This window comes from Chryseobacillus diguaensis (genome assembly GCF_049220665.1).
Lineage (GTDB): Bacteria > Bacillota > Bacilli > Bacillales > Bacillaceae > Metabacillus_B.
This window is the reverse complement of record NZ_JBMKNV010000001.1, coordinates 54,118-74,046: the sequence shown is the minus strand read 5'-3', so window position 1 is coordinate 74,046 and position 19,929 is coordinate 54,118. Positions and strand designations below refer to the sequence as shown.

The following is a 19,929-nucleotide window of genomic DNA, read 5'->3' as shown; positions in this document are numbered from 1 at the left end:
GCAGCCCGGATGATGAGATCCTGGCTGCTTTTCTATGATAAAGAACGTGATGATTATCAGCAAGCCCTGCAAGGATCATGAAATAGATAAAGTCCCCTTTTCTTTAACCCCTTCAGTTAAAAGCATTAGAAAAGAATATGGGTTCAAAGTGTCCCCATCACTTTCTCTTGTACTTTTTTAAATATATCCATAATATATAGATAATCAGTGATCAGAAAAGCGGTGTCAAAATGAACGTAAGGTTTTTTCGATATGTATTATTCTTCATTGGATTGATTTTTTACGGATTAGGTAACGCTCTTGCCATCAAGGTGAAATTTCTTGGGATCCATCCATGGGAAGTATTGAATGTAGCTCTTTTTCAGCATTTTGGTATTACAATTGGAACATGGGGCGTTTTGTGCGGGCTTTTTTTGGTCATCATTTCATTATTTATGGATCGAAAATATATTAATATCGGCACATTTCTGAATGCTATTATGATCGGACCTATCATGGACTTGTTTCTGCATTTGAACATTCTGCCTGATGCCACACCATATTTGGCTGTTAACCTTCTCATATTGTTTGCAGGTATTGCGATAACTGGGATTGGAGGCGGAATGTATGTTGCTGCGGGCATAGGCGCAGGGCCGCGAGATGGCTTTATGCTGTCTATATCAGATAAGACAGGATTATCTGTGAGCAAATCTAGAATACTCGTGGAAAGCATCGTCCTTCTAATCGGTTTCTTTCTTGGCGGACCTGTTTTCATCATGACATTTCTCTATACATTTTTTCAAAGTCCTGTATTCCAAAAGTCTCTTCATATTTTTCAACTTTTTATCAAAGCAATAGAGAATAAAAGAAAAAGCCATACTGCATCCATGTAAAAAGCCAGCAGAATTTGCCGGCCTTTTACTTAGAGGGGGATTTATTCTTCAAACGCCTTGTCCGCCATCAGCTTCAAGGCAATATCATCAGAAGGGGGATTGTGAAGGCCTGCCCTGACGTCTCTGTAAAACCGTTCAAGCGGCTTTGATTGAAAGAGGCTTTGCCCTCCTACTATTCTCATGGCTAGATCAACTACTTCAATAGCTGCATTGGTTGCAATATATTTCACAGCAGCGAGTTCAGTGCTGAGTCCTTCCCGTTTATCCTTCTCATCATCCCATTTTTTTGCGGCTGAATACATGACCTGCCGTGCTGTAAAGAGCTTCATGTCCATTTCAGCCACCTTTCTGCGAACTTCCGGAACTTCTTTAATTGGATGCGGAAGACTATTAGGATGATAATTTTTTGCAAAATCAACTGCATAGTTTCTAGCCGCAATGGCAACTCCAAGGTAGCAGGCAGGAATATGCAGAAGCCATCCTTGGGCCATTGCTTTTTTGTTTCGATTGCCATTGACAAGTGCTTCTTTAGGAACTGCCACATTATCAAGAATAAGATCATCACTTCTTGTACCGCGCATCCCCATCGTATTCCAAGTTTCTTCTATAGATACACCCTTTGTTTCTCTTGGGATCAGAAACTCCCCTACTTCACCTGATTCTTCAACTGTTGCGGTTATAATAAAGTAATCCAGAATCGGGGCTAGCGAAGTAAAGATTTTTCTTCCATTAATGAGCCAGTCTTCCCCTTGTTTCACAGCAGTTGTTTCCGGCTTGCCGCCGCGTGCTGGACTTCCGGTACCCGCTTCTGTCGCCGCACTGTTTATTAATTTTTGTGATTGTGTTACTTCTTTTGCCATCTTCTCGAATGTTGTTTTTTCCCATTTCATTGATTCACGCAAATTGATAAACAAACCTAAATGCCAGCCGATCGAAAGGGCTGTTGGGGCATCTCCCTGAGCTATCTTTTCTTGAATAAGCAAAAAAGTATACAGATCGATTTCATGCCCTCCAAGGCTTTTGGGAATAGTAAGCGAGTAAAAGCCTTCATTTTTTAAATCAGCAAAATTATCAAATGGAAAAGAAGCTTCTCTGTCATGTCTTTCAGCACGTTCATAAAAAAGTCCGGACAGCACACTAGCCTTCTTTAACCATTGCTCTTGCTCAGCTGTTTTTACAAATTGTTCATCAAGCATCGTCATCATATCCACCTGCTTATTTTCTTTATAAAGTGTTTCAGTTCAGAAGAAAATTTTCACCTTCAAAGCCAAGGAAAAGGAAAACATATCGTTCATATCTTATCGACTAATTACTTGAGTGAAAGCAACTATGCTTTATTTTATCGTTTTTGCTCATAAAAAATAAAGTAATAGATATTTTCACGATTCAGACAAATCTGATATGATACTTTGGAAAGGCTTTTTCTCCATTATGCTCCCAATAACTCTCAGTTAGAACATAATGTAAGAAAGCTCTGATCAAAATAGCATAAAGAATCCATTAAAAGGGGGTTTTATCCTTGTCTCATTTTAAGGAAAAACTGGAAAAGTATGCGGACCTTGCTGTTAAAGTAGGCGTTAATATTCAAAAAGATCAAACCCTGGTCATCAATGCGTCAATTGAAGCAGCTGAATTTGTCAGAATTGTAGCTAAAAAAGCTTATGAAGAAGGCGCTAAAAATGTTCAGGTAGATTGGCACGACGAAATCGTTGCCCGCACGAAATACGATCTCGCTCCTGATGAAGCGTTTCAAGAATATCCATCATGGCTTGCAAAAGGAAAAGAAGAGCTGGCTGAAAGCAATGCAGCTTTTATGTCTATCGTTTCCGCTAATCCCGATCTCTTAAAAGGGGTAGACTCCAAAAGAATTGCTGCTGCTAATAAAGCTGCCGGCCAAGCATTGGATAAATACCGCACATACATACAATCTGATAAAGTGAGCTGGACTGTCATTGCTGCGGCATCGAAGGACTGGGCTAAAAAGGTGTTCCCTGATGTAAATGATGAAGAAGCTGTTGAAAAGCTCTGGGAAGCCATTTTCAAAGCAACTAGAGCTGATCTGGAAGATCCTGTGCAGGCTTGGAAGGATCATGATCGTTCCCTTCACAGCAAGGTGGATTACTTAAATAGCAAGAAATACAAAACCCTGCATTATAAAGCAAAAGGAACAGACTTAAAAATTGATCTGCATGAAAAACATCTCTGGGTTGGCGCTGGGAGCACAAACGTGAATGATGTTGAATTTATGGCAAACATGCCTACTGAAGAAGTTTTCACTGTTCCGCTTAAAGAAGGCGTTAACGGTACTGTGTCAAGCACCAAGCCTTTAAGCTATGGCGGCAACTTAATTGACAATTTCACTCTTACTTTTGAAAACGGGAAGATTGTAGATGTAAAGGCAGAAGCCGGTGAGGAAATCCTCAAGCACCTTGTGGAAACAGATGAAGGGTCACATTATTTAGGAGAAGTTGCTCTTGTGCCATATGATTCACCGATCTCCAATTCAGGTGTGCTTTTCTACAACACCCTATTTGATGAAAATGCATCCAATCACTTGGCTATTGGAAGCGGGTATGCTTTTAACATCGAAGGCGGCAAAAAAATGTCCCGTGAAGAGTTAGCGAAACATGGAGTTAATTCAAGCATTACACATGTAGATTTTATGATCGGTTCAGATGAAATGTCCATTGATGGCATTAAAGAAGATGGAACAAGCGAACCAATCTTCCGTAACGGAAATTGGGCGATTTGATTCCGCCTTTAAATGATAAAAGGTCTGTGAGAAACCTGGGCTTCCAAGTATCTCCAGACCTTTTTTTATTTCCGTTTGGCAGGATTCAAGCTTTGCGTGATCCGGTCCAGAATAATGGCTAAAATTACGATGGCAATCCCTGCTTCAAATCCAAGACCAACCTGAATCCTTTGTACAGCACGGTATACCTCCACCCCAAGACCAGGCGCTCCAACAAGAGAAGCTATAACAACCATCGATAGAGCAAGCATGATACTTTGGTTGATTCCTGCCATTATAGTTCCAGTAGCCAGAGGAAGCTGCACTTTGAAAAGCTTCTGTGAAGTTGTTGATCCAAATGCATTCGCTGCTTCAACAAGATCCTCAGGAACTTGGCGGATTCCAAGATTTGTGAGGCGGATTGTCGGTGGCATGGCAAAAATAACAGAAGCGATAATACCAGGGGTTACTCCAATTCCGAAAAAGAGAATGGCTGGAATCAAGTACACGAAAGCCGGCATCGTTTGCATGAAGTCCAATATCGGACTTAATATACTTGATACTCTATCACTTTGTGAACACCAAATTCCAAGAGGTATCCCGATAATTATGGAAATAATAACAGAAGTAAGAACCAGTGCAACAGAATCAAGCGTTTGATCCCAAAATCCCAAATTAATAATGAGAAAAAGACCCAGAAGTGTAAAAATCGTCAATCCCCATCTTCTGCTCGCCCAATAAGCAAGTCCAGCAATGATAATAGCAAGCAGAATCGGCGGCACTGCTCCCATTAGGCCAACCAGCAAGTCATTAAAGGTTTCAATTATACTTCCAATTACATTGAATAAGCCAAGAAGCCTGTCATTTAAAAACTCTACAAAATGGTCTACATATTTTCCGAGCGGCAATTTCGGAATATTGTTCATGGCTGAATCACCTCTTTACCAGCAAGTGCCTGAATGACGCTGCTTCGTTTGACAACCCCTCTCAGACGGTTGTTTTCATCAACAACTGGCAATGGATATCTTGTGCCAGCCATTCTTTCATACATTTCCTCGAGCACTGTATCAAGCGTTACTGTAGGAACATCTGTATGGATAATGTCTCTTATATTCCCATTTTCCGCTACAGCCCTTGCCACATCGTCCGCTGTAACAAGGCCTATGTACTTCTGGGCTTTATCAACTGCATATATGCTTGTCATTCCAGCCTGCCTTAAAATTTGAAGGGCTACCCTTGGTCCCCTGTCAACCAGAATGGTTTCGGCTCTGCTCATAACACTTTCAGCAGTTAAAACCTTGCCGAGGTTGACATCTTCAACGAACCGTTCTACATATTCGTTTGCAGGATTAGTCATAATATCTTCCGGCGTGCCGATCTGAACAATTTCTCCATCTTTCATTAATGCAATTCTGTCCCCTATTCTGAGGGCTTCATCCAAATCATGCGTTATAAAGATGATAGTCTTTTGCATTTGATCCTGAAGTTCAATCAATTCATTTTGCATATCTTTCCGAATAAGCGGATCAAGTGCACTGAATGCTTCGTCCATTAAAAGAACATCCGGATCATTCGCAAGCGCTCTTGCAAGTCCTACCCGTTGCTGCATACCTCCGCTTAGTTCTCCTGGATAGCTGTTTTCATAACCTTTTAAACCAACCAATTCAAGAGATTCTTGTGCTTTCGCTTCTCGTTCATTTTTTGAAATTCCTTGGACCTCAAGTCCATAGGCTGCATTTTCGAGAATATTTCTGTGAGGAAATAGAGCGAAGCGCTGAAACACCATACTCATTTTTTTACGGCGGACTTCTTTTAACTCATCAGATTTCATCTTAACGAGGTCTTTTCCTCCAACGATGATTGAGCCGGATGTTGGTTCAATCAGTCTGTTTAAAAGTCTGACCAGAGTTGATTTTCCGCTTCCTGAAAGTCCCATTATGACAAAGATTTCTCCGCTATGTACTTCAAAACTGGCTTGTTTAACACCGACTGTCATGCCAGTCTCTTTTAGAATTTCCTGTTTTGTTTTCCCGCTTTTTAGTAACTCAATGCCTTTAGAAGGATTTTTGCCGAAAACTTTGCTGACGTTTTCAACTTTAATAATGATATTTTCCATAGCTCCACCTCTTTCTTTCATCTATTATTTGTCAATAATGGGTGTTAGATTCACTCAGGATGAGAAGATGCAGCTGATCGCACACTCGGGGGACTATTTATATCTACCCTGCTCGAAGAATTGATAAACTTATTTAAATATTATTTTTTTAAAATAGGTTTTGTTTTAACAAGTGCAGGGAATGTTTATATTGGGATACACCAACGGTTGAAAGGAGCACACAGCTTGAAAAAACTGAAAATATTTGCCTCAATTATGATTTTACTTACATTTTTCCTCACTTCCTGCAGCAACCCCCTTGCAGAAAGCCAAAAGAAAGTGAAACTGGGATTGGTTAACTGGGTGGACAGCATTTCTGTTGCATACCTTTGGAAAGCTATCCTTGAGAAAAAAGGCTACAAAGTACAGATGATGGAACTGGATAAAGGTGCCCTGTGGACTGGTGTTGCCAGGGGAGATGTTGATCTCACGGGCTATGTTTGGCTTCCACAAACAGATAAGCCTTATTATGACAAGTATAAAGAAGATGTTGAAATAGGAGGCTCCTGGTACAAAGGAGCAAAACTAGGTCTAGTGGTCCCCTCTTATATGAAGGATGTTAATTCCATAGAAGACCTAAATAAACATAAAGATGAGCTCGGCGGGAAAATATACGGTATAGACCCCGGATCAAGCCTCATGCAGCTATCCCAGCAAGTGAAACAAAAATACAATTTGAATCTTGACCTTATTGATTCCTCAGAAGCAGCCATGTTGACAGAGCTGAACAAAGCATATGAGAAAAAGAAACCGATAGTCGTTACCCTTTGGAATCCGCATTGGATCTTTTCTACAGAAAAATTAAAGTATTTGAAGGATCCTAAAAAAGTATATGGAAGCACTGACAATATACATTATATGACACGCAAGGGATATCATAAGGAGCATCCTGAGATAATTAAAATGTATGAAAAATGGGACATGACGGACGAACAGCTGTCCAAGCTCATTAAATATGTTAATGAGACTACATCTGGTGATGAAGGATATAATCCGCAAAAAGGTGTAAAGAAATGGATGGATGAAAACCCCGATTTAGTTAAGAAATGGATGAATGCAAAATAAAAACCTCCTTCACAGGGGGTTTTTTATTACGGCTATCCAAATGATTCAAGCGTTACTTTCCCTATCATTTTCCCGCTTTCAACCATCCTGTGTGCTTCTCGTAAATTTGCTGCGTTAATATGCGTCAGCGTCTCCGTTCTTGATGTTTTGATCGTTCCTGTTTCTATTAAACCCTTCAATTCTGTTAATAACTTATACTGTTCTATCATATCCTCTGTTTCAAATAAAGACCTTGTAAACATAAATTCCCATACAAACGCAGCACTCTTCTGCTGCAATAGAGATAAGTCGATCTTTTGATCTGTTTCAACGATTGAACAGATTTTTCCTTTCGGAGCGATCATTTTGACCATTTGCTCCCAATGTTCAGCTGTACTATTTAAACAGAAGATAGCATAAACAGTTGAAAAGCCGAGTTTTTCAATTTGGGAATCCATTTCTTTGCGATGGTTGATTATATACTCTGCACCATGCTCTCTTGCCCAATTTTCCGTTTCAGATCTCGAGGCACTGCCAATGACAATTAATCCAGTTCAGCTTGCCAGCTGAGTTGCAATTGATCCAACCCCTCCGGCAGCTCCAATAATTAAAATTGTTTTCCCCTTATTTTTCTCTTTTTCCAAGCTGAATCCCAGACGGTCAAACAATGCCTCCAATGCAGTTAAACTAGTAAGGCATAGCTGCAGCTTCTGCAAAATTCACGCTTGCCGGTTTCTTTGCCACAACCCTTTCATCTACAAGCTGATATTCGCTGCAGCTTCCTTGCCGGACAATGGAACCTGCGTAATATACTTCATCACCAGGTTTAAAAAGACTAGCTGACTCTCCAGTTTCCACCACCACACCGGCTGCGTCCCAGCCTGAATTTTTTGGTTCTTTCTCTTCTTTATCTTTATATGCACAAACTTTCGTATCGACAGGATTTACTGAAATAGCTTTCACCTCAACAAGCAAATCCCTGCCATGTGTTGCCGGTTTATCCACTTTCAAATCCAATAAGCTCTCCTCATTTTCAATTGGGATTTTATAATTCCCTAAACGATAAAAAATCCTTGACCATGTTGGTCAAGGATTTAAGAAATAATTTTGTTATGCGTACATTGTTTGAAGCTGCTTTTGAACATCTGCGTTATCAAGATACTCATCATAAGAAAGCTGCTTATCCATCACACCGTTTGGTGTAATTTCGATAATGCGGTTAGCAATCGTTTGGACAAATTGATGGTCATGTGATGTGAACAGCATGGAGCCTTTAAAGTTAATCAGACCATTATTCAATGCTGTAATAGATTCAAGATCCAAGTGGTTTGTAGGATCATCCAAAATCAGAACATTTGAACCGCTGAGCATCATTTTGGAAAGCATGCAGCGAACCTTTTCTCCTCCTGAAAGAACAGTTGCTTTTTTCTGAACTTCTTCTCCAGAGAAAAGCATTCTTCCAAGGAATCCGCGCAGGAAGCTTTCACTTTGATCATTCGGTGAATATTGACGCAGCCAATCAACAAGGCTCATATCGTTTTTCTCAAAATATTCACTATTGTCTCTTGGGAAGTAAGCTTGAGAAGTTGTAATGCCCCATTTGAATTTCCCGCTGTCAGGCTCCATTTCACCTGTCAGGATTTTAAATAGAGTTGTATTAGCAATTTCGTTTCCGCCGACAAGCGCAATTTTGTCACCTTTGTTCATAATGAAACTCACATTATCGAGTACTTTGACTCCGTCTATCGATTTAGAAATGCCTTCAACCTTTAAAAGATCATTTCCGATCTCTCTTTCAGGTGTGAAATTCACATAAGGATATTTTCTTGAAGAAGGCTGAATGTCGTCAAGTGAGATCTTATCCAGCAATTTCTTACGGGATGTTGCTTGCTTCGACTTTGAAGCATTGGCGCTGAATCGTGCAATAAACTCCTGCAATTCTTGAATTTTTTCTTCTTTTTTCTTATTGGCTTCTTGAGTAAGCTTTGCTGCAAGCTGGCTTGATTCATACCAGAAATCATAGTTTCCGACATAGATTTTAATCTTTGCAAAATCAAGATCCGCGATGTGTGTACAAACCTTATTAAGGAAGTGACGGTCATGGGATACAACAACAACGGTGTTTTCAAAATTAATCAGGAACTCTTCCAGCCATTGAATAGCTTTCATATCAAGATTGTTCGTAGGCTCATCAAGTAAAAGGACATCCGGTTTGCCGAATAGCGCCTGTGCAAGCAGGACTTTCACCTTGTCTCCGCCTGTCAGTTCTGCCATTTTCCTATCATGCAGTTCTTCGCCAATTCCAAGACCTTTTAATAAAATAGCTGCTTCACTTTCAGCTTCCCAGCCGTTAAGTTCGGCAAATTCACCTTCAAGCTCTGCTGCACGCATGCCATCTTCATCTGAGAAATCAGCTTTCATATAGATCGCATCTTTCTCGTTCATGACTTCATAGAGACGGGCATGCCCCATGATGACGACCTTTAAAACTTCATGTTCTTCATATTCAAACTGGTTCTGTTTTAATACGGCTAACCTTTCTCCGGGACCCATATGCACATCACCTGATTGGGCTTCGATTTCACCGGACAGGATTTTTAGAAAAGTAGATTTGCCTGCTCCATTCGCTCCGATCAGACCATAGCAGTTTCCAGGTGTGAATTTTATATTGACATCTTCAAATAGTTTGCGGTCACCATAGCGCAAACCGACATTGCTTACTGTTATCATTAATTAAATCCTCCATCATGTATCGCTTATAAATTTTATGCTATTGCTATTATAAAGGATGATACTTGCTTAACACAATGGAATCGTATCCCTTAAAGTAATTGCATGCTGTAAGGCAGAACTTTTTTCCCAATTAAATATCTGGTGAAGCTGGAGGATTTTCGTCTTTTTTTCTTTTTCTTCTATAAATATAGTAAGCAATCACTGCAAGAAACCCTAAAATAATCCATATCGGCAAGTTTCCAATTAGGAAAATAAAGACAGCAGAGAAGAAGTTAATGATCACATTAATACTTGAAATGAATTGTTTTTGCGTTTTCTGCCATGTGTTTAATTCATCTTCCTGTATGGATGGCACATTGATTTTTGTTTCGCTAAAAGCAATGGTAACGGTGGAATACGCTGATTGATTTTCTAAAAAGGTTTTTCTCCCCATCATTTGTTCAATTTCTGCCTGTACATTTCCAAGGTCCTCTGAAATTTTAAGCAAGTCCTCTGTTTTAGATGCTTTTTTCATAAATTGAAGCAAACGGTCTTCAACCGCTTTTTTCGCTTTTAAGCGGGATTCAATGTCGACATATTCCTCTGTGACATCCTGTCCTCTCACATTTTTTTGCAAAACCTTTATACTGCCGTTTTCAACCGCTGATAGAAAATTGTCAAAATTTTGCTGTGGGACCCTTGCCGTCAAAGTGCCTGACATAGGTCCCTTTCCTTCGGGTGTTTTTGTTTCGGACTGGACAATATATCCTCCAGCATCCTCTGTATCCTGCTGGATTTTTTGCTGTGCCTTCTGGTAATCCTTTACTCGAAGTTTCATATCAGCTGTATAGACAAGAAGCCTTTTTTCGCCAGATGTTTGAGGCGATTTTGATTCTTTCTGAGGATTAGGTCCAGATTTGTCTTGTACTCCTTCCACGCCTGTATTTAGAGATCTTTTAGCTACAGAAGCAGAAGAAGCTGACCCTTTCTCGCTGCTGCTCTGCTTTTCACCGCTAGAGCATCCAGTATTTAAGAAAAAGCTGCAGAGAATAAGAATGGCTAGTATTTTCTTCATAAGACCTCCACCTAATTGGTATTTTATGTAATTAGACGAAAGGAAAAATAATTTGTTACAAAATTATTACAAATAAAGGAAAAAAATGAAAAATTTTAGCAATAAAAAAACACAGCATTCACTGTGTTTTACTTCGTTTGTTTCATTTCATTAAAGGGAAAGAAAATAAATTCAGATTTCCCTACTATTCTGTTTTGCTTGATCAAACCCAGTCCGTTCCGGCTGTCCATACTGTTTAACCGGTTATCTCCCATAACAAAGTACATTCCCTCAGGGACTTTCTTAGGTCCAAAATCAGCCGTCAAATGCAAACCAAGCTGCATGGCTTCTGATTCGTTATGTTTAAGGTAAGGTTCTGGCAAGACCTTTCCATTAACCATAACTTTGTCGTCCTTAGCTTCAATCGTATCTCCAGGCAATCCGATAACTCTTTTCACATAATGCAGATTTTCTTTTTCACCATCGATTATGACAATATTTCCGCGCTGCACTTTTCCTATGTAATGCACAGTTTTATTAACAAATAGCTTTTCGCCATCCTTAAGGGTTGGAAACATAGATGATCCCTCAACCATATATGGCTCAAATAAAAACCAGCGAATAATGGCCGCCAATACAACAGCTATAATGATCGCCTTGGCCCAATCGAGGTATGAATTTTTTTTCGGCTTGGATGTCTTTTCCGACACTCTTTTGTTCCTCCTTAAGAAGCTGATCATCAATCAACTTTGACTTTAGGTAAATAATTGCTGGCTCACTTGATTATTTTACCACAGTCTTCGTTTACCGCGAAAAAAATTTAGAGTTCTTTCATTAGCTTATCCAACTGTTCATTTTCTAGGCTTTTAAACCTTTGTGAATTTCATTAAATGAAGAATGTTTTAACCGAAGATTGTTGTTTTTCACGAGGGTTTAGCAGCTTTATTCAAAATAAGGACTAATCTTGGTCAAATCGCAAACAATAAGCAAAAAAGAATGGAAGAGAAAAAATGCCTTTTCTGACACTTCACAACAAGTTAAGATGCTGTTACACATTACAAGGAACAGGTGATCCTATCGTATTCATTCATCCAACAGGGATGGGAACCGTTACTTTTCATTATCAGCAGGAGCTTGCAGAACACTTTTCGATCTTAACCTATGATATGCGGGGCAATGGTTTCAGCCAGGCAGATAATGAAAGAATTTCAATATCTCTTCTAGCCCGTGATCTTAAGCAGCTTCTTGATGAATTAGGAATTTCCTCTGCTGTCATCTGCGGCTATTCAAACGGAGGAGCCATTGCTCAGGAATTTGTATTGCACTACCCTGAAATGGCAAAAGGTTTAATCCTTGTTGGGGGATTTTCGGAAGTCTGTACTGAATGGCTGCAGGCAGAATTTTTGGCCGGTATTTATTTAACAGGTTTCGGAGGCCTCCCTCTTCTGGCTAGAGGAATATCCGGAGCCCATGCACCTGAAAGAAATTACCGGGTTCAGCTGGAAAATTCCATTCTCCGAGCTGATCCATATATACTCTATCAAATGTACAGAACCACTTTTCATTACCACTCAACAGATCGCCTGGATCAAATCTCTTGCCCGCTTCTTTTAATTTATGGCGAGAAGGATACATACATTCACTCCTATGAATACTTGTTCAGAAAATATATACCATTTGCTAAAACGGTCTATATCTCAGATGCTAAACATCAGATTCCGACAAAATTCCCGTATGAACTAAATAGCATCATCAAGCAGTTTACGAAAACGCTTACTTAAAAAATAACCTTCAATTCGGGACTTTCCGGGGTTTATTCAATGGTTGTTATCAAGTTATAATACCAATGCAAAAGTCCTCTTAATAGTGAAACTTTTTAAACGTGATTTACGTCAAAATGAATAGATTATTTTTTCAATAGGCTCTTTTCTTAAACTTTGTTGTTTTTTCATGCAATTAAGTGAATATTTTGCATAAATACACCTGCGTATTTTAAGAAAAGATGCCACGAAGCTAATCTTTATACGTGTTCAAGACAATACGATTAGCAACAATCTTTGCGAAAACAGCCTTTCAATAAAATTGGGGCTATAACTATGTGCCTTATTTATCAGCAAAGTAAAAGAAAATAGCCTTATAGTGAACTGACAATCGTTTTAACGTATGAAAGTTTGTTTTTCTCACCTTTTCTGCACTAGTTATGTTAGCATGTAAGATAGTTAAAAAAAGCGGCAGCAGTATTTCTTCTCAATCTGCGCCGAATGAAATGCAAATAACGAATCAAATCTAATCAAATCTAATCAAATCATGTACATATATAAATAATAATCGGCTAAAGAAAACTCTTGTAAGTTGGTGAGTTGAAATTTATGGAAAAAGAAAAAAATCTGATGAATTACCGATTTGATTATCAATTGGCTTTTTTGGTGTTTTTATTTTTCTGTGTCAGCTGTATTTCAATATACGGTGCACTGTTAACATCCGGACAGTACGGAACAGGCCTAGGGTTTGTTTACAAGCAAATACTCTATTATTTTGTTGGATGCGGGATCATTGCGGGGGTTATGTTTTTTGATTCAGAGCAGATTCAGCGGCTGACCTGGTACCTTTATGGCTTCGGCTTACTCTTACTCGGCCTGTTAATTATTGCGCCTGCAAGCATTGCACATCCCGTAAATGGAGCGAAAAGCTGGTTTAATCCGTCAGCGAGCCTTACCTTTCAGCCTTCTGAATTTGTCAAAACCTTTGTTATCATTGCGATCAGCCATGTTATTGTAAAACATAATACAAAATATCAGGAAAAAACGGTACAATCTGACCTTTTCCTTTTATGCAAAATTGGATTAACCGCACTTGTTCCAATCGGTTTTATTATGAAGCAGCCCGATTTGGGTACTTCCATGGTGATTATTGCAATAACTACAGGGTTAATTTTGGTATCGGGTATTTCCTGGAAAATTATCACAACGATCTTTCTTTCTATTACGTTTATCGTTACGATCATCTTTTACCTTGTCATGAAAGCACCAGCTTTGCTTGAAAAATTAGGTTTTCAGCTTTATCAGTTCGGAAGGATTACTTCTTGGCTGAATCCTGAAGCATATAGCAGCGGTGAGGGATATCATTTATTGAACTCAATGAAAGCAATTGGGTCCGGACAGATTTATGGCAAAGGATTAGGAAAAAGCCAGGTTTATATCCCCGAAAACCATACAGATTTTATCTTCAGTGTGATTGGAGAGCAGTTTGGGTTTCTCGGCACGAGCGTGGTTCTCAGCTTATTTTTTCTTTTGATTTACCATATTATAAAAGTAGCAATGGAAACAACTGAGCCTTTCAACAGCTATTTATGCGCAGGGGTTATCAGTATGATTGTATTCCACGTCTTTCAGAATGCCGGAATGACAATCGGCCTTTTACCAATCACAGGAATTCCCCTACCTTTTATCAGTTATGGAGGAAGCGCCATTATGGGAAGCATGCTTGGAATCGGGCTTATTTTCGGTATTAGATATCACCATCGAACTTATATGTTTTCTGAAAAATAAAAGCGCAAAGCCGTTATTGGCCTTGCGTTTTCCTTTTATATGCTAGAGATTTTCCATTTCCTTACGAAATTGATATGATAGATTACGTCTGAAACAAGTCCTTTTTCAATTTTTATTCCAACCGGCTATGGTTAAAAAGAGGGAGATTCTATGTTAAAGAGAAAAGCTAGCATCATAAAATACCCATCCTCCATTTCTGAACTTCTCTCTCTTACGGTTGGAGGCATAACACAATGGATTTATGTCAGAGGAGAAGATCGCCATAATCCTATCCTGCTTATTCTCCACGGCGGCCCTGGAACAGGACAAATCGGATACGCCAGGCGCTGGCAAAAAGAATTGGAAAAGCATTTTGTCGTTGTTAACTGGGATCAAAGAGGGACAGGATTATCCTTTTCCCGAAAACTATCTTCTGATTCTATGACTATTTCTCAATTCGTAAACGACACAATATCAGTTACCGACTATCTCTGCTCGGTATTCCAAAAAGATAAAATCTACCTTGCTGGCCATTCCTGGGGCAGTATACCTGGTATTCTTGCTGCTCAAAAAGCTCCAGAAAGATATTTTAGATATTTTGGTATCTCCCAGCTCATCGATTATACCGTAAATGACCTTCTTTCTTATAAAAAGTTACTTGAAAAAGCAAAGGAGGGAAAAAACAAAAAAGCAGTAAAAGCTTTAGAAAATATCGGCCCTCCTACGTGGAAAAATCAACATGATGAGCACGTCTATCAGAAGTTTCTTCAGGAACTAGGAGGCGGGGTTTCACATGATGGTAAGCTTATTGGCTCTTTTTTAAAGCAGATGATCATAGGAGGAGAGTATACATTCTCCGACATGGTGAACTATTTAAAAGGCCAGCATTTTAGCAGAGCTGCCACAAAAGAAGAGCTGTTAAAGTTAAATTTAAACACTAGAGTACAGAGTTTGAAAATTCCGATTTATTTTTGCATGGGAAAATATGATTTGACCATTCCTTATGAGCCTGCTGAAGCATTCTTAAACCATCTATCCTCCCCTGAAAAACATTGGGTCTGGTTTGATAGTTCAGCACACTCCCCTCATTTTGAAGAAAGAGAAAAGTTTGCCAAATTGTTACACTCTGAATCTAAAAAAGATCTAAAAAAATAGCATCGCAGCAGATGCTATTTTTCAATACTAATTTTTCCATTTTTCATTCCAAATCCTTGCTTCAGAAAGAGCCTGTTTGTCTTTTAAAATATCTTCCGGTTTATTGCCTTCTCCGATTACATAACCTTCAAAGCTCATGCCCATAAAATCAAAAATATAGTGAAACTGCTGAATGAGAGGCAAACCTTTTATTCGCGGCTGATCTCCGCCTGTAATGATGGTAAAGCCAAGTTTTCCTTTTGCATTTTCTTTAAAAGAGAAACGTTCGTCTCTGAGTGTCTGAGACCATCTGTCTACGAAGTCCTTCATATGTCCTGACATGCCATACCAATAAACAGGGGTAACAAAAATGACTCTTTCGTGAGACATGAATTGCTGAATAAGATGGTCATAATCATCTTTAATTGCCTCAAATCCATTTTCCTCATGTCTTTGATCCTTTACAGGCAGAATGGAATAATCCTTTAGCCAAACTTCTGTATGCTCAACTCCGTCTAGCGCTTTTTTCGCAAGCGTATGAGAATTTCCTTCTGTTCTGGAACTTCCATAAATAACCAAAGTATTCATTTCCTGAATCTCCTTCAGCTTCTTTTACTTTTCTGCCCATATATCTTCTAAATTCCATATACGGAGCGAATTTACTTTTACCTTCCCGCCAGTGGCAAAAACCTTCACTCCCTGACTCTCAATACCAGGGTAAATTCTTGATGTCATAACCGTTTCCCCTCCATTGGCGAAAACTTCAATGGAGGATCGATCCAAATAAATATGAAGAACAAGCTTATCATCAACTGTTTTCACTGCTGCACTCCGCACTTCTTTAGGTCCGGCTCCGGATTTTTCACGATCTAACACCAGCTTTCTGGAGAGCTTGTTATAGATGATCACTGTCTCTTCTGTTTCTCCGCAGCGCATCTTCAGCCCAAATTCTTCTGCAGAAGTTTCAGTTAAAGAAAATTCCGCCTTCATTTCAAGCATTTCTCCAAATGCAAGTGTATTTTCACCTTCTACAAAAATTTCTTCAAGTACAGCAGCTTGATCCATACGCAGCTTCTCTAATTCTTTCACAGGCTTCATGATCAGCTTTCCGTCAGCCCGAAGTTCAAGCTCCCTAGGGAGTGTTAATGCTCCTGCCCATCCGTCTTTTTTTGTTGGCATTTCCTGCTCCCACATATCCATCCATCCAAAAAGAAGCCTTCTTCCCTGTTCATCCTCAAATGTTTGAACGGCATAAAAATCATGTCCTTTATCCAGCTCCTGAAAGTGACCATGCCTATAACCAGAATCATTGAATTCACCAACAAAGTAGCCTGATTGCTTTAAATTCCGATAGTTTTCCCCTTCAGCTTCCATTCCTTCAGGGGAAATAAGCAGCACATGCTTGCCGTCAAGCTTAAAAAAATCCGGGCATTCCCACATAAAACCTAAGTTTTCACCCTTATTTTCTGCAAGAATCCCTATGTAATCCCATTGCATTAGATCTGATGATTGATAGAGAAGCACTTTGCCCTTTTCGCTCTCTTTATTCCCGAGAACCATGTACCATTTATCATTTTCTTTCCAAACCTTTGGATCGCGAAAATGATTGGAAGCCCCTATTGGAAGCTCTTTTAGGACCGGGTTTGCTTTATCTTTTTCAAAATGAATGCCATCCTTGCTTCTCGCTATACACTGAACTTGAATAAGCTCATTAGGGTCGTTCTTAAGCCACACATTTCCTGTATATATGAGTACCAGCTCACCCTTTTCCTCAACAGCACTTCCGGAAAAACAGCCATCTTTGTCATAATCCTCAAAAGGGGCAAGAGCAACAGGAAGGTGTTTCCAATGAACGAGATCAGAACTCTTCACATGACCCCAATACATAGGACCCCACTCTTCGATAAAGGGATGATATTGATAGAACACATGATATTCCCCTTTATACTGGATCAGGCCATTTGGGTCATTTATCCAGTTAGCAGGTGGCGTAATATGAAATCCGAGCCGATGAGGGGTATGCTTGATCCTTTCATACTTTTCAGCAGCAAATTTCTCTGCTTCTTCAAGTTTTTGCAAATAATCCGGATTCATTGCCATTCTCCCTCTTATTCATAATTGCGTTTCTCTTAATCTTCTATTTTCTTCTTCAGTTCTGCGAGAGGGGTTTTCTCAAGCTGATCTCCTATCCAGCTCTCTCCATCCTCCCATTGTTCTTTCTTCCAGATTGGAACGATTTCCTTTATTCTTTCGATTGCATAACGGCTGGCTTCAAAAGCGTCATTCCGATGAGGTGTTGATACAGCGATCACGACTGCTATATCTGAGATCTCAAGTTTTCCAATTCTATGGGTAATCGCCACAATCGCATCTGGCCATTTCGTTTTGATTTCTTCACCAATTTGTCTGAGCTGTTTAACAGCCATCGGCTTATAAGCCTGATATTCTAAAAAAAGTGTTCTCTTTCCTTTTGTCATTTCTCTCACAGTACCAATGAAGGTTGAAATGGCACCTGCATTTGGGTGTGTCACTTTTTGTATTAATTCTTCTGGAGATATAGCGGACTCTGTTATTTCAAACAAAACTTCTCCCCCTTCATTGCTGTAAAAAGCCGTATAATAACTGATTTTACATTGTTTTATTAAGAACATCCAGATGTGCTGATGAAAGTCTTTATTTCATGGATGCAATGTGAGGAATTTATCGTTTTAATGGCAAAATAAAAACAGCCTTTCCCCGCTTGGCGGGAAAAGGCTGTTTTTATTAAAATTATAGTTTTACAACGTTTTCAGCTTGTGGTCCGCGTTGGCCTTCAACAACGTTGAATTCAACTTTTTGGCCTTCTTCAAGAGTTTTGAAGCCGTCGCCTTGGATCGCGCTGAAATGAACGAATACGTCATTTCCTTCTTCTAATTGAATAAATCCAAAACCTTTTTCTGAGTTAAACCATTTTACTGTACCTGTTTGCATGCTGGTACCTCCATAATAATTAAAATTTATGCAACTTCAAATTTACCTTTGTAAATAAAAATTCACATACAATAAGAAGCAGCATCACAAAGTATCACTCTACCTTGGAGATGCATTCCTTTTGTATGTGAACTTTAAAATATACTTTGTAAATTTTCAGCTATCATTTTTTCTATCCCCATTATACCTTACCTGTTTCTTTAAAACAAGCTGTTAAACATTAGATTAAAGGTTAATTTTTATTGTTCTGAAAGATGATAATTTCATGGTACACTTATTCTAGCCAGTTTTCAAGAACCTGCTTCCTTTTGGGAACAAGATAATATTTCCAATTGCAAGGGGTATGCTTGATTAAAAGGATTTTTCAGAGATTGGAGTTCACTTAACATGACTAAAAACAAATCAAAATATATAGCAAATGTCAGTCTTGGCATTATGGCAGCAGGTTTTGCTGTCACCTTGCCATTTGATCCGCTTCCTATCAAGCTCTTGCAGGGGGGATTTGAAGCAGGGCTTGTCGGCGGACTTGCAGACTGGTTTGCCGTAACTGCTCTCTTCAGGCATCCATTAAACATCCCTATTCCTCATACTGCTCTTCTTCCAAAAAACCGAAAGAAAATTACTCAATCTATTTTAACCATTGTTGAAAGAGATTGGCTTAATAAAGAAAGCATAGCCAATAAAATAAATGGCCTCTCTTTTTCGAGTTTACTTTTTGGGAAAATCGAGGGATACCTTGAAAGCAAGCAAGCAGAAATACAGATTAAGAATGCTCTCGATACATTGTATTCCTACATTGAAAGAGAAAAAGTGAAACAATGGATTAAAAAAACAGCTGCAAATGAGATCACAAAGCTTGATAAGCAAAAAATGCTGCATTCATTGATAGACCTGGCTCTTACACATCATTATCACGATAAAATTTTCACCGTTGTTCTAGAGCTTGCTGAAAAAAAATTAACAACACGGGAAACGAAAGAAAAAATAACAGATTATGTCTTAAAAGTAATAGAGAAAAAGGCTGAAAACAGCTTTTTTAAATTCGCTTTAACCCCTCTTTTAACGGCTGGCAAAGAAAAAATTCAAGCAGCCTTTGATAAAGCACTGGATGATTTGCTGACAGATTTAAAAGATAAAAACAGTGAAAACCGAAAAAATATCCTGGACTACATTGAATATGAAATGAACGTGCTGAAGCAAAGTGAAGATGTAAAAAGAAAATTGGGCAGCAAAACGGCGGAATTTCTCGAGAGCGCTACTTATGATGACATGATCTCAAACTTTGTTGATTTAATATTTGATAGAATCAGTGCTATGCTTGAAGACGCTGCATTTCCAAGAGACACGGTTATTCCGCAGCTAAAAAGCCTAACCAGCAAAATCAAAAATGACAAAGGTGCAGTCAGTCAGCTTGAGAGCACTTCCCAAACGATTATTCTTCAGCTCATCGAACAAAATCATGCTAAAATCGGGGGGCTTGTGAAAGAAAACCTGGACAAGCTGAATACGGAAGAACTAATTGATTTAATGGAAAATAAAATAGGAAAAGAGCTTTCCTGGATCAGGGTAAATGGATCCATATGCGGATTTATTATTGGGATCCTTTTATCTCTCATTAAAGTTTCAACTGGTGCATTTTAATGGTAGATGGTATAGCACATGGCATTTAATCATCAATTTGTATGTATAATTGAAGACAGATGACAAAGCCTAATACTATCTGCTAAATA

General features: G+C 39.0%; 17 protein-coding genes and 1 pseudogene. 7 read left to right on the top strand and 11 right to left on the bottom strand.

Going from position 1 to position 19,929, the window contains the following annotated elements:
* Positions 1–230 precede the first annotated feature (230 nt).
* The gene (locus ACOT8F_RS00370; RefSeq protein WP_421649568.1) at positions 231–872 is read left to right on the top strand and encodes a YczE/YyaS/YitT family protein; all 642 of its coding nucleotides are present in this window, start codon (positions 231–233) and stop codon (positions 870–872) included.
* A 41-nt stretch (positions 873–913) separates the two neighbouring features.
* Here ACOT8F_RS00370 and ACOT8F_RS00365 read toward each other — a convergent pair whose 3' ends face one another.
* Complete coding sequence (locus tag ACOT8F_RS00365) at positions 914–2,077, bottom strand: acyl-CoA dehydrogenase family protein (protein ID WP_421649567.1); 1,164 nt, start codon at positions 2,075–2,077, stop codon at positions 914–916.
* Positions 2,078–2,391: 314 nt separating this feature from the next.
* Here ACOT8F_RS00365 and ACOT8F_RS00360 point away from each other — a divergent pair, with 314 nt between their 5' ends.
* The gene (locus tag ACOT8F_RS00360) at positions 2,392–3,624 is read left to right on the top strand and encodes an aminopeptidase (RefSeq protein WP_421649566.1); all 1,233 of its coding nucleotides are present in this window, start codon (positions 2,392–2,394) and stop codon (positions 3,622–3,624) included.
* Between the two features lie 65 nt (positions 3,625–3,689).
* Here ACOT8F_RS00360 and ACOT8F_RS00355 read toward each other — a convergent pair whose 3' ends face one another.
* Both ACOT8F_RS00355 and ACOT8F_RS00350 read right to left on the bottom strand, forming a co-directional pair.
* Positions 3,690–4,529, bottom strand: coding sequence for an ABC transporter permease (locus ACOT8F_RS00355; protein WP_421649565.1), 840 nt, complete (start codon positions 4,527–4,529; stop codon positions 3,690–3,692).
* Positions 4,526–5,719 carry a quaternary amine ABC transporter ATP-binding protein gene (locus tag ACOT8F_RS00350; protein ID WP_421649564.1) on the bottom strand — a complete coding sequence of 398 codons (1,194 nt, stop codon included), beginning with the start codon at positions 5,717–5,719 and terminating at the stop codon, positions 4,526–4,528. Before ACOT8F_RS00350 ends, ACOT8F_RS00355 begins: the two co-directional genes overlap by 4 nt.
* Positions 5,720–5,944: 225 nt before the next feature.
* On the opposite strand from ACOT8F_RS00350, the gene ACOT8F_RS00345 reads away from it, so the two are divergent.
* Entirely contained in the window at positions 5,945–6,823 is an 879-nt protein-coding gene (locus ACOT8F_RS00345) for a glycine betaine ABC transporter substrate-binding protein (RefSeq protein WP_421649563.1), read from the top strand.
* A gap of 32 nt (positions 6,824–6,855) precedes the next feature.
* Here the strand turns inward: ACOT8F_RS00345 and ACOT8F_RS00340 are convergent.
* The 4 genes and pseudogenes from ACOT8F_RS00340 to lepB all read right to left on the bottom strand — a co-directional run bounded on the left by ACOT8F_RS00340 (position 6,856) and on the right by lepB (position 11,278).
* Positions 6,856–7,873, bottom strand: a pseudogene (locus ACOT8F_RS00340) (zinc-binding alcohol dehydrogenase family protein).
* A 39-nt stretch (positions 7,874–7,912) separates the two neighbouring features.
* Entirely contained in the window at positions 7,913–9,532 is a 1,620-nt protein-coding gene (locus tag ACOT8F_RS00335; RefSeq protein ID WP_421649562.1) for an ABC-F family ATP-binding cassette domain-containing protein, read from the bottom strand.
* Positions 9,533–9,665: 133 nt separating this feature from the next.
* The gene (locus ACOT8F_RS00330) at positions 9,666–10,589 is read right to left on the bottom strand and encodes a DUF4349 domain-containing protein (protein ID WP_421649561.1); all 924 of its coding nucleotides are present in this window, start codon (positions 10,587–10,589) and stop codon (positions 9,666–9,668) included.
* 128 nt (positions 10,590–10,717) lie between these two features.
* The gene (gene lepB, locus ACOT8F_RS00325; protein WP_421649560.1) at positions 10,718–11,278 is read right to left on the bottom strand and encodes a signal peptidase I; all 561 of its coding nucleotides are present in this window, start codon (positions 11,276–11,278) and stop codon (positions 10,718–10,720) included.
* Between the two features lie 300 nt (positions 11,279–11,578).
* Here lepB and ACOT8F_RS00320 point away from each other — a divergent pair, with 300 nt between their 5' ends.
* The 3 genes from ACOT8F_RS00320 to ACOT8F_RS00310 all read left to right on the top strand — a co-directional run bounded on the left by ACOT8F_RS00320 (position 11,579) and on the right by ACOT8F_RS00310 (position 15,250).
* On the top strand, positions 11,579–12,349 hold the full coding sequence (locus ACOT8F_RS00320) for an alpha/beta fold hydrolase (RefSeq protein WP_421649558.1): 771 nt from the start codon (positions 11,579–11,581) through the stop codon (positions 12,347–12,349).
* A gap of 588 nt (positions 12,350–12,937) precedes the next feature.
* Positions 12,938–14,116 carry an FtsW/RodA/SpoVE family cell cycle protein gene (locus ACOT8F_RS00315; protein ID WP_421649555.1) on the top strand — a complete coding sequence of 393 codons (1,179 nt, stop codon included), beginning with the start codon at positions 12,938–12,940 and terminating at the stop codon, positions 14,114–14,116.
* Between the two features lie 150 nt (positions 14,117–14,266).
* Positions 14,267–15,250: an alpha/beta fold hydrolase gene (locus ACOT8F_RS00310; protein WP_421649554.1), complete on the top strand. Its 984-nt coding sequence runs from the start codon at positions 14,267–14,269 to the stop codon at positions 15,248–15,250.
* Between the two features lie 27 nt (positions 15,251–15,277).
* Here the strand turns inward: ACOT8F_RS00310 and ACOT8F_RS00305 are convergent, their stop codons facing one another.
* The 4 genes from ACOT8F_RS00305 to ACOT8F_RS00290 all read right to left on the bottom strand — a co-directional run bounded on the left by ACOT8F_RS00305 (position 15,278) and on the right by ACOT8F_RS00290 (position 18,199).
* Positions 15,278–15,817, bottom strand: coding sequence for a flavodoxin family protein (locus ACOT8F_RS00305; RefSeq protein WP_421649553.1), 540 nt, complete (start codon positions 15,815–15,817; stop codon positions 15,278–15,280).
* 24 nt (positions 15,818–15,841) lie between these two features.
* On the bottom strand, positions 15,842–17,323 hold the full coding sequence (locus ACOT8F_RS00300) for a glycoside hydrolase family 32 protein (protein ID WP_421649552.1): 1,482 nt from the start codon (positions 17,321–17,323) through the stop codon (positions 15,842–15,844).
* Positions 17,324–17,358: 35 nt separating this feature from the next.
* Positions 17,359–17,880: a molybdenum cofactor biosynthesis protein MoaE gene (locus ACOT8F_RS00295; protein WP_421649551.1), complete on the bottom strand. Its 522-nt coding sequence runs from the start codon at positions 17,878–17,880 to the stop codon at positions 17,359–17,361.
* A 118-nt stretch (positions 17,881–17,998) separates the two neighbouring features.
* Complete coding sequence (locus tag ACOT8F_RS00290; protein ID WP_421649550.1) at positions 17,999–18,199, bottom strand: cold-shock protein; 201 nt, start codon at positions 18,197–18,199, stop codon at positions 17,999–18,001.
* A gap of 387 nt (positions 18,200–18,586) precedes the next feature.
* Between ACOT8F_RS00290 and ACOT8F_RS00285 the strand changes: the two genes are divergently transcribed.
* Positions 18,587–19,840 (top strand): DUF445 domain-containing protein, encoded by a 1,254-nt coding sequence (locus ACOT8F_RS00285; protein ID WP_421649549.1) that lies wholly within the window; start codon positions 18,587–18,589, stop codon positions 19,838–19,840.
* The last annotated feature ends 89 nt before the right edge of the window (positions 19,841–19,929 follow it).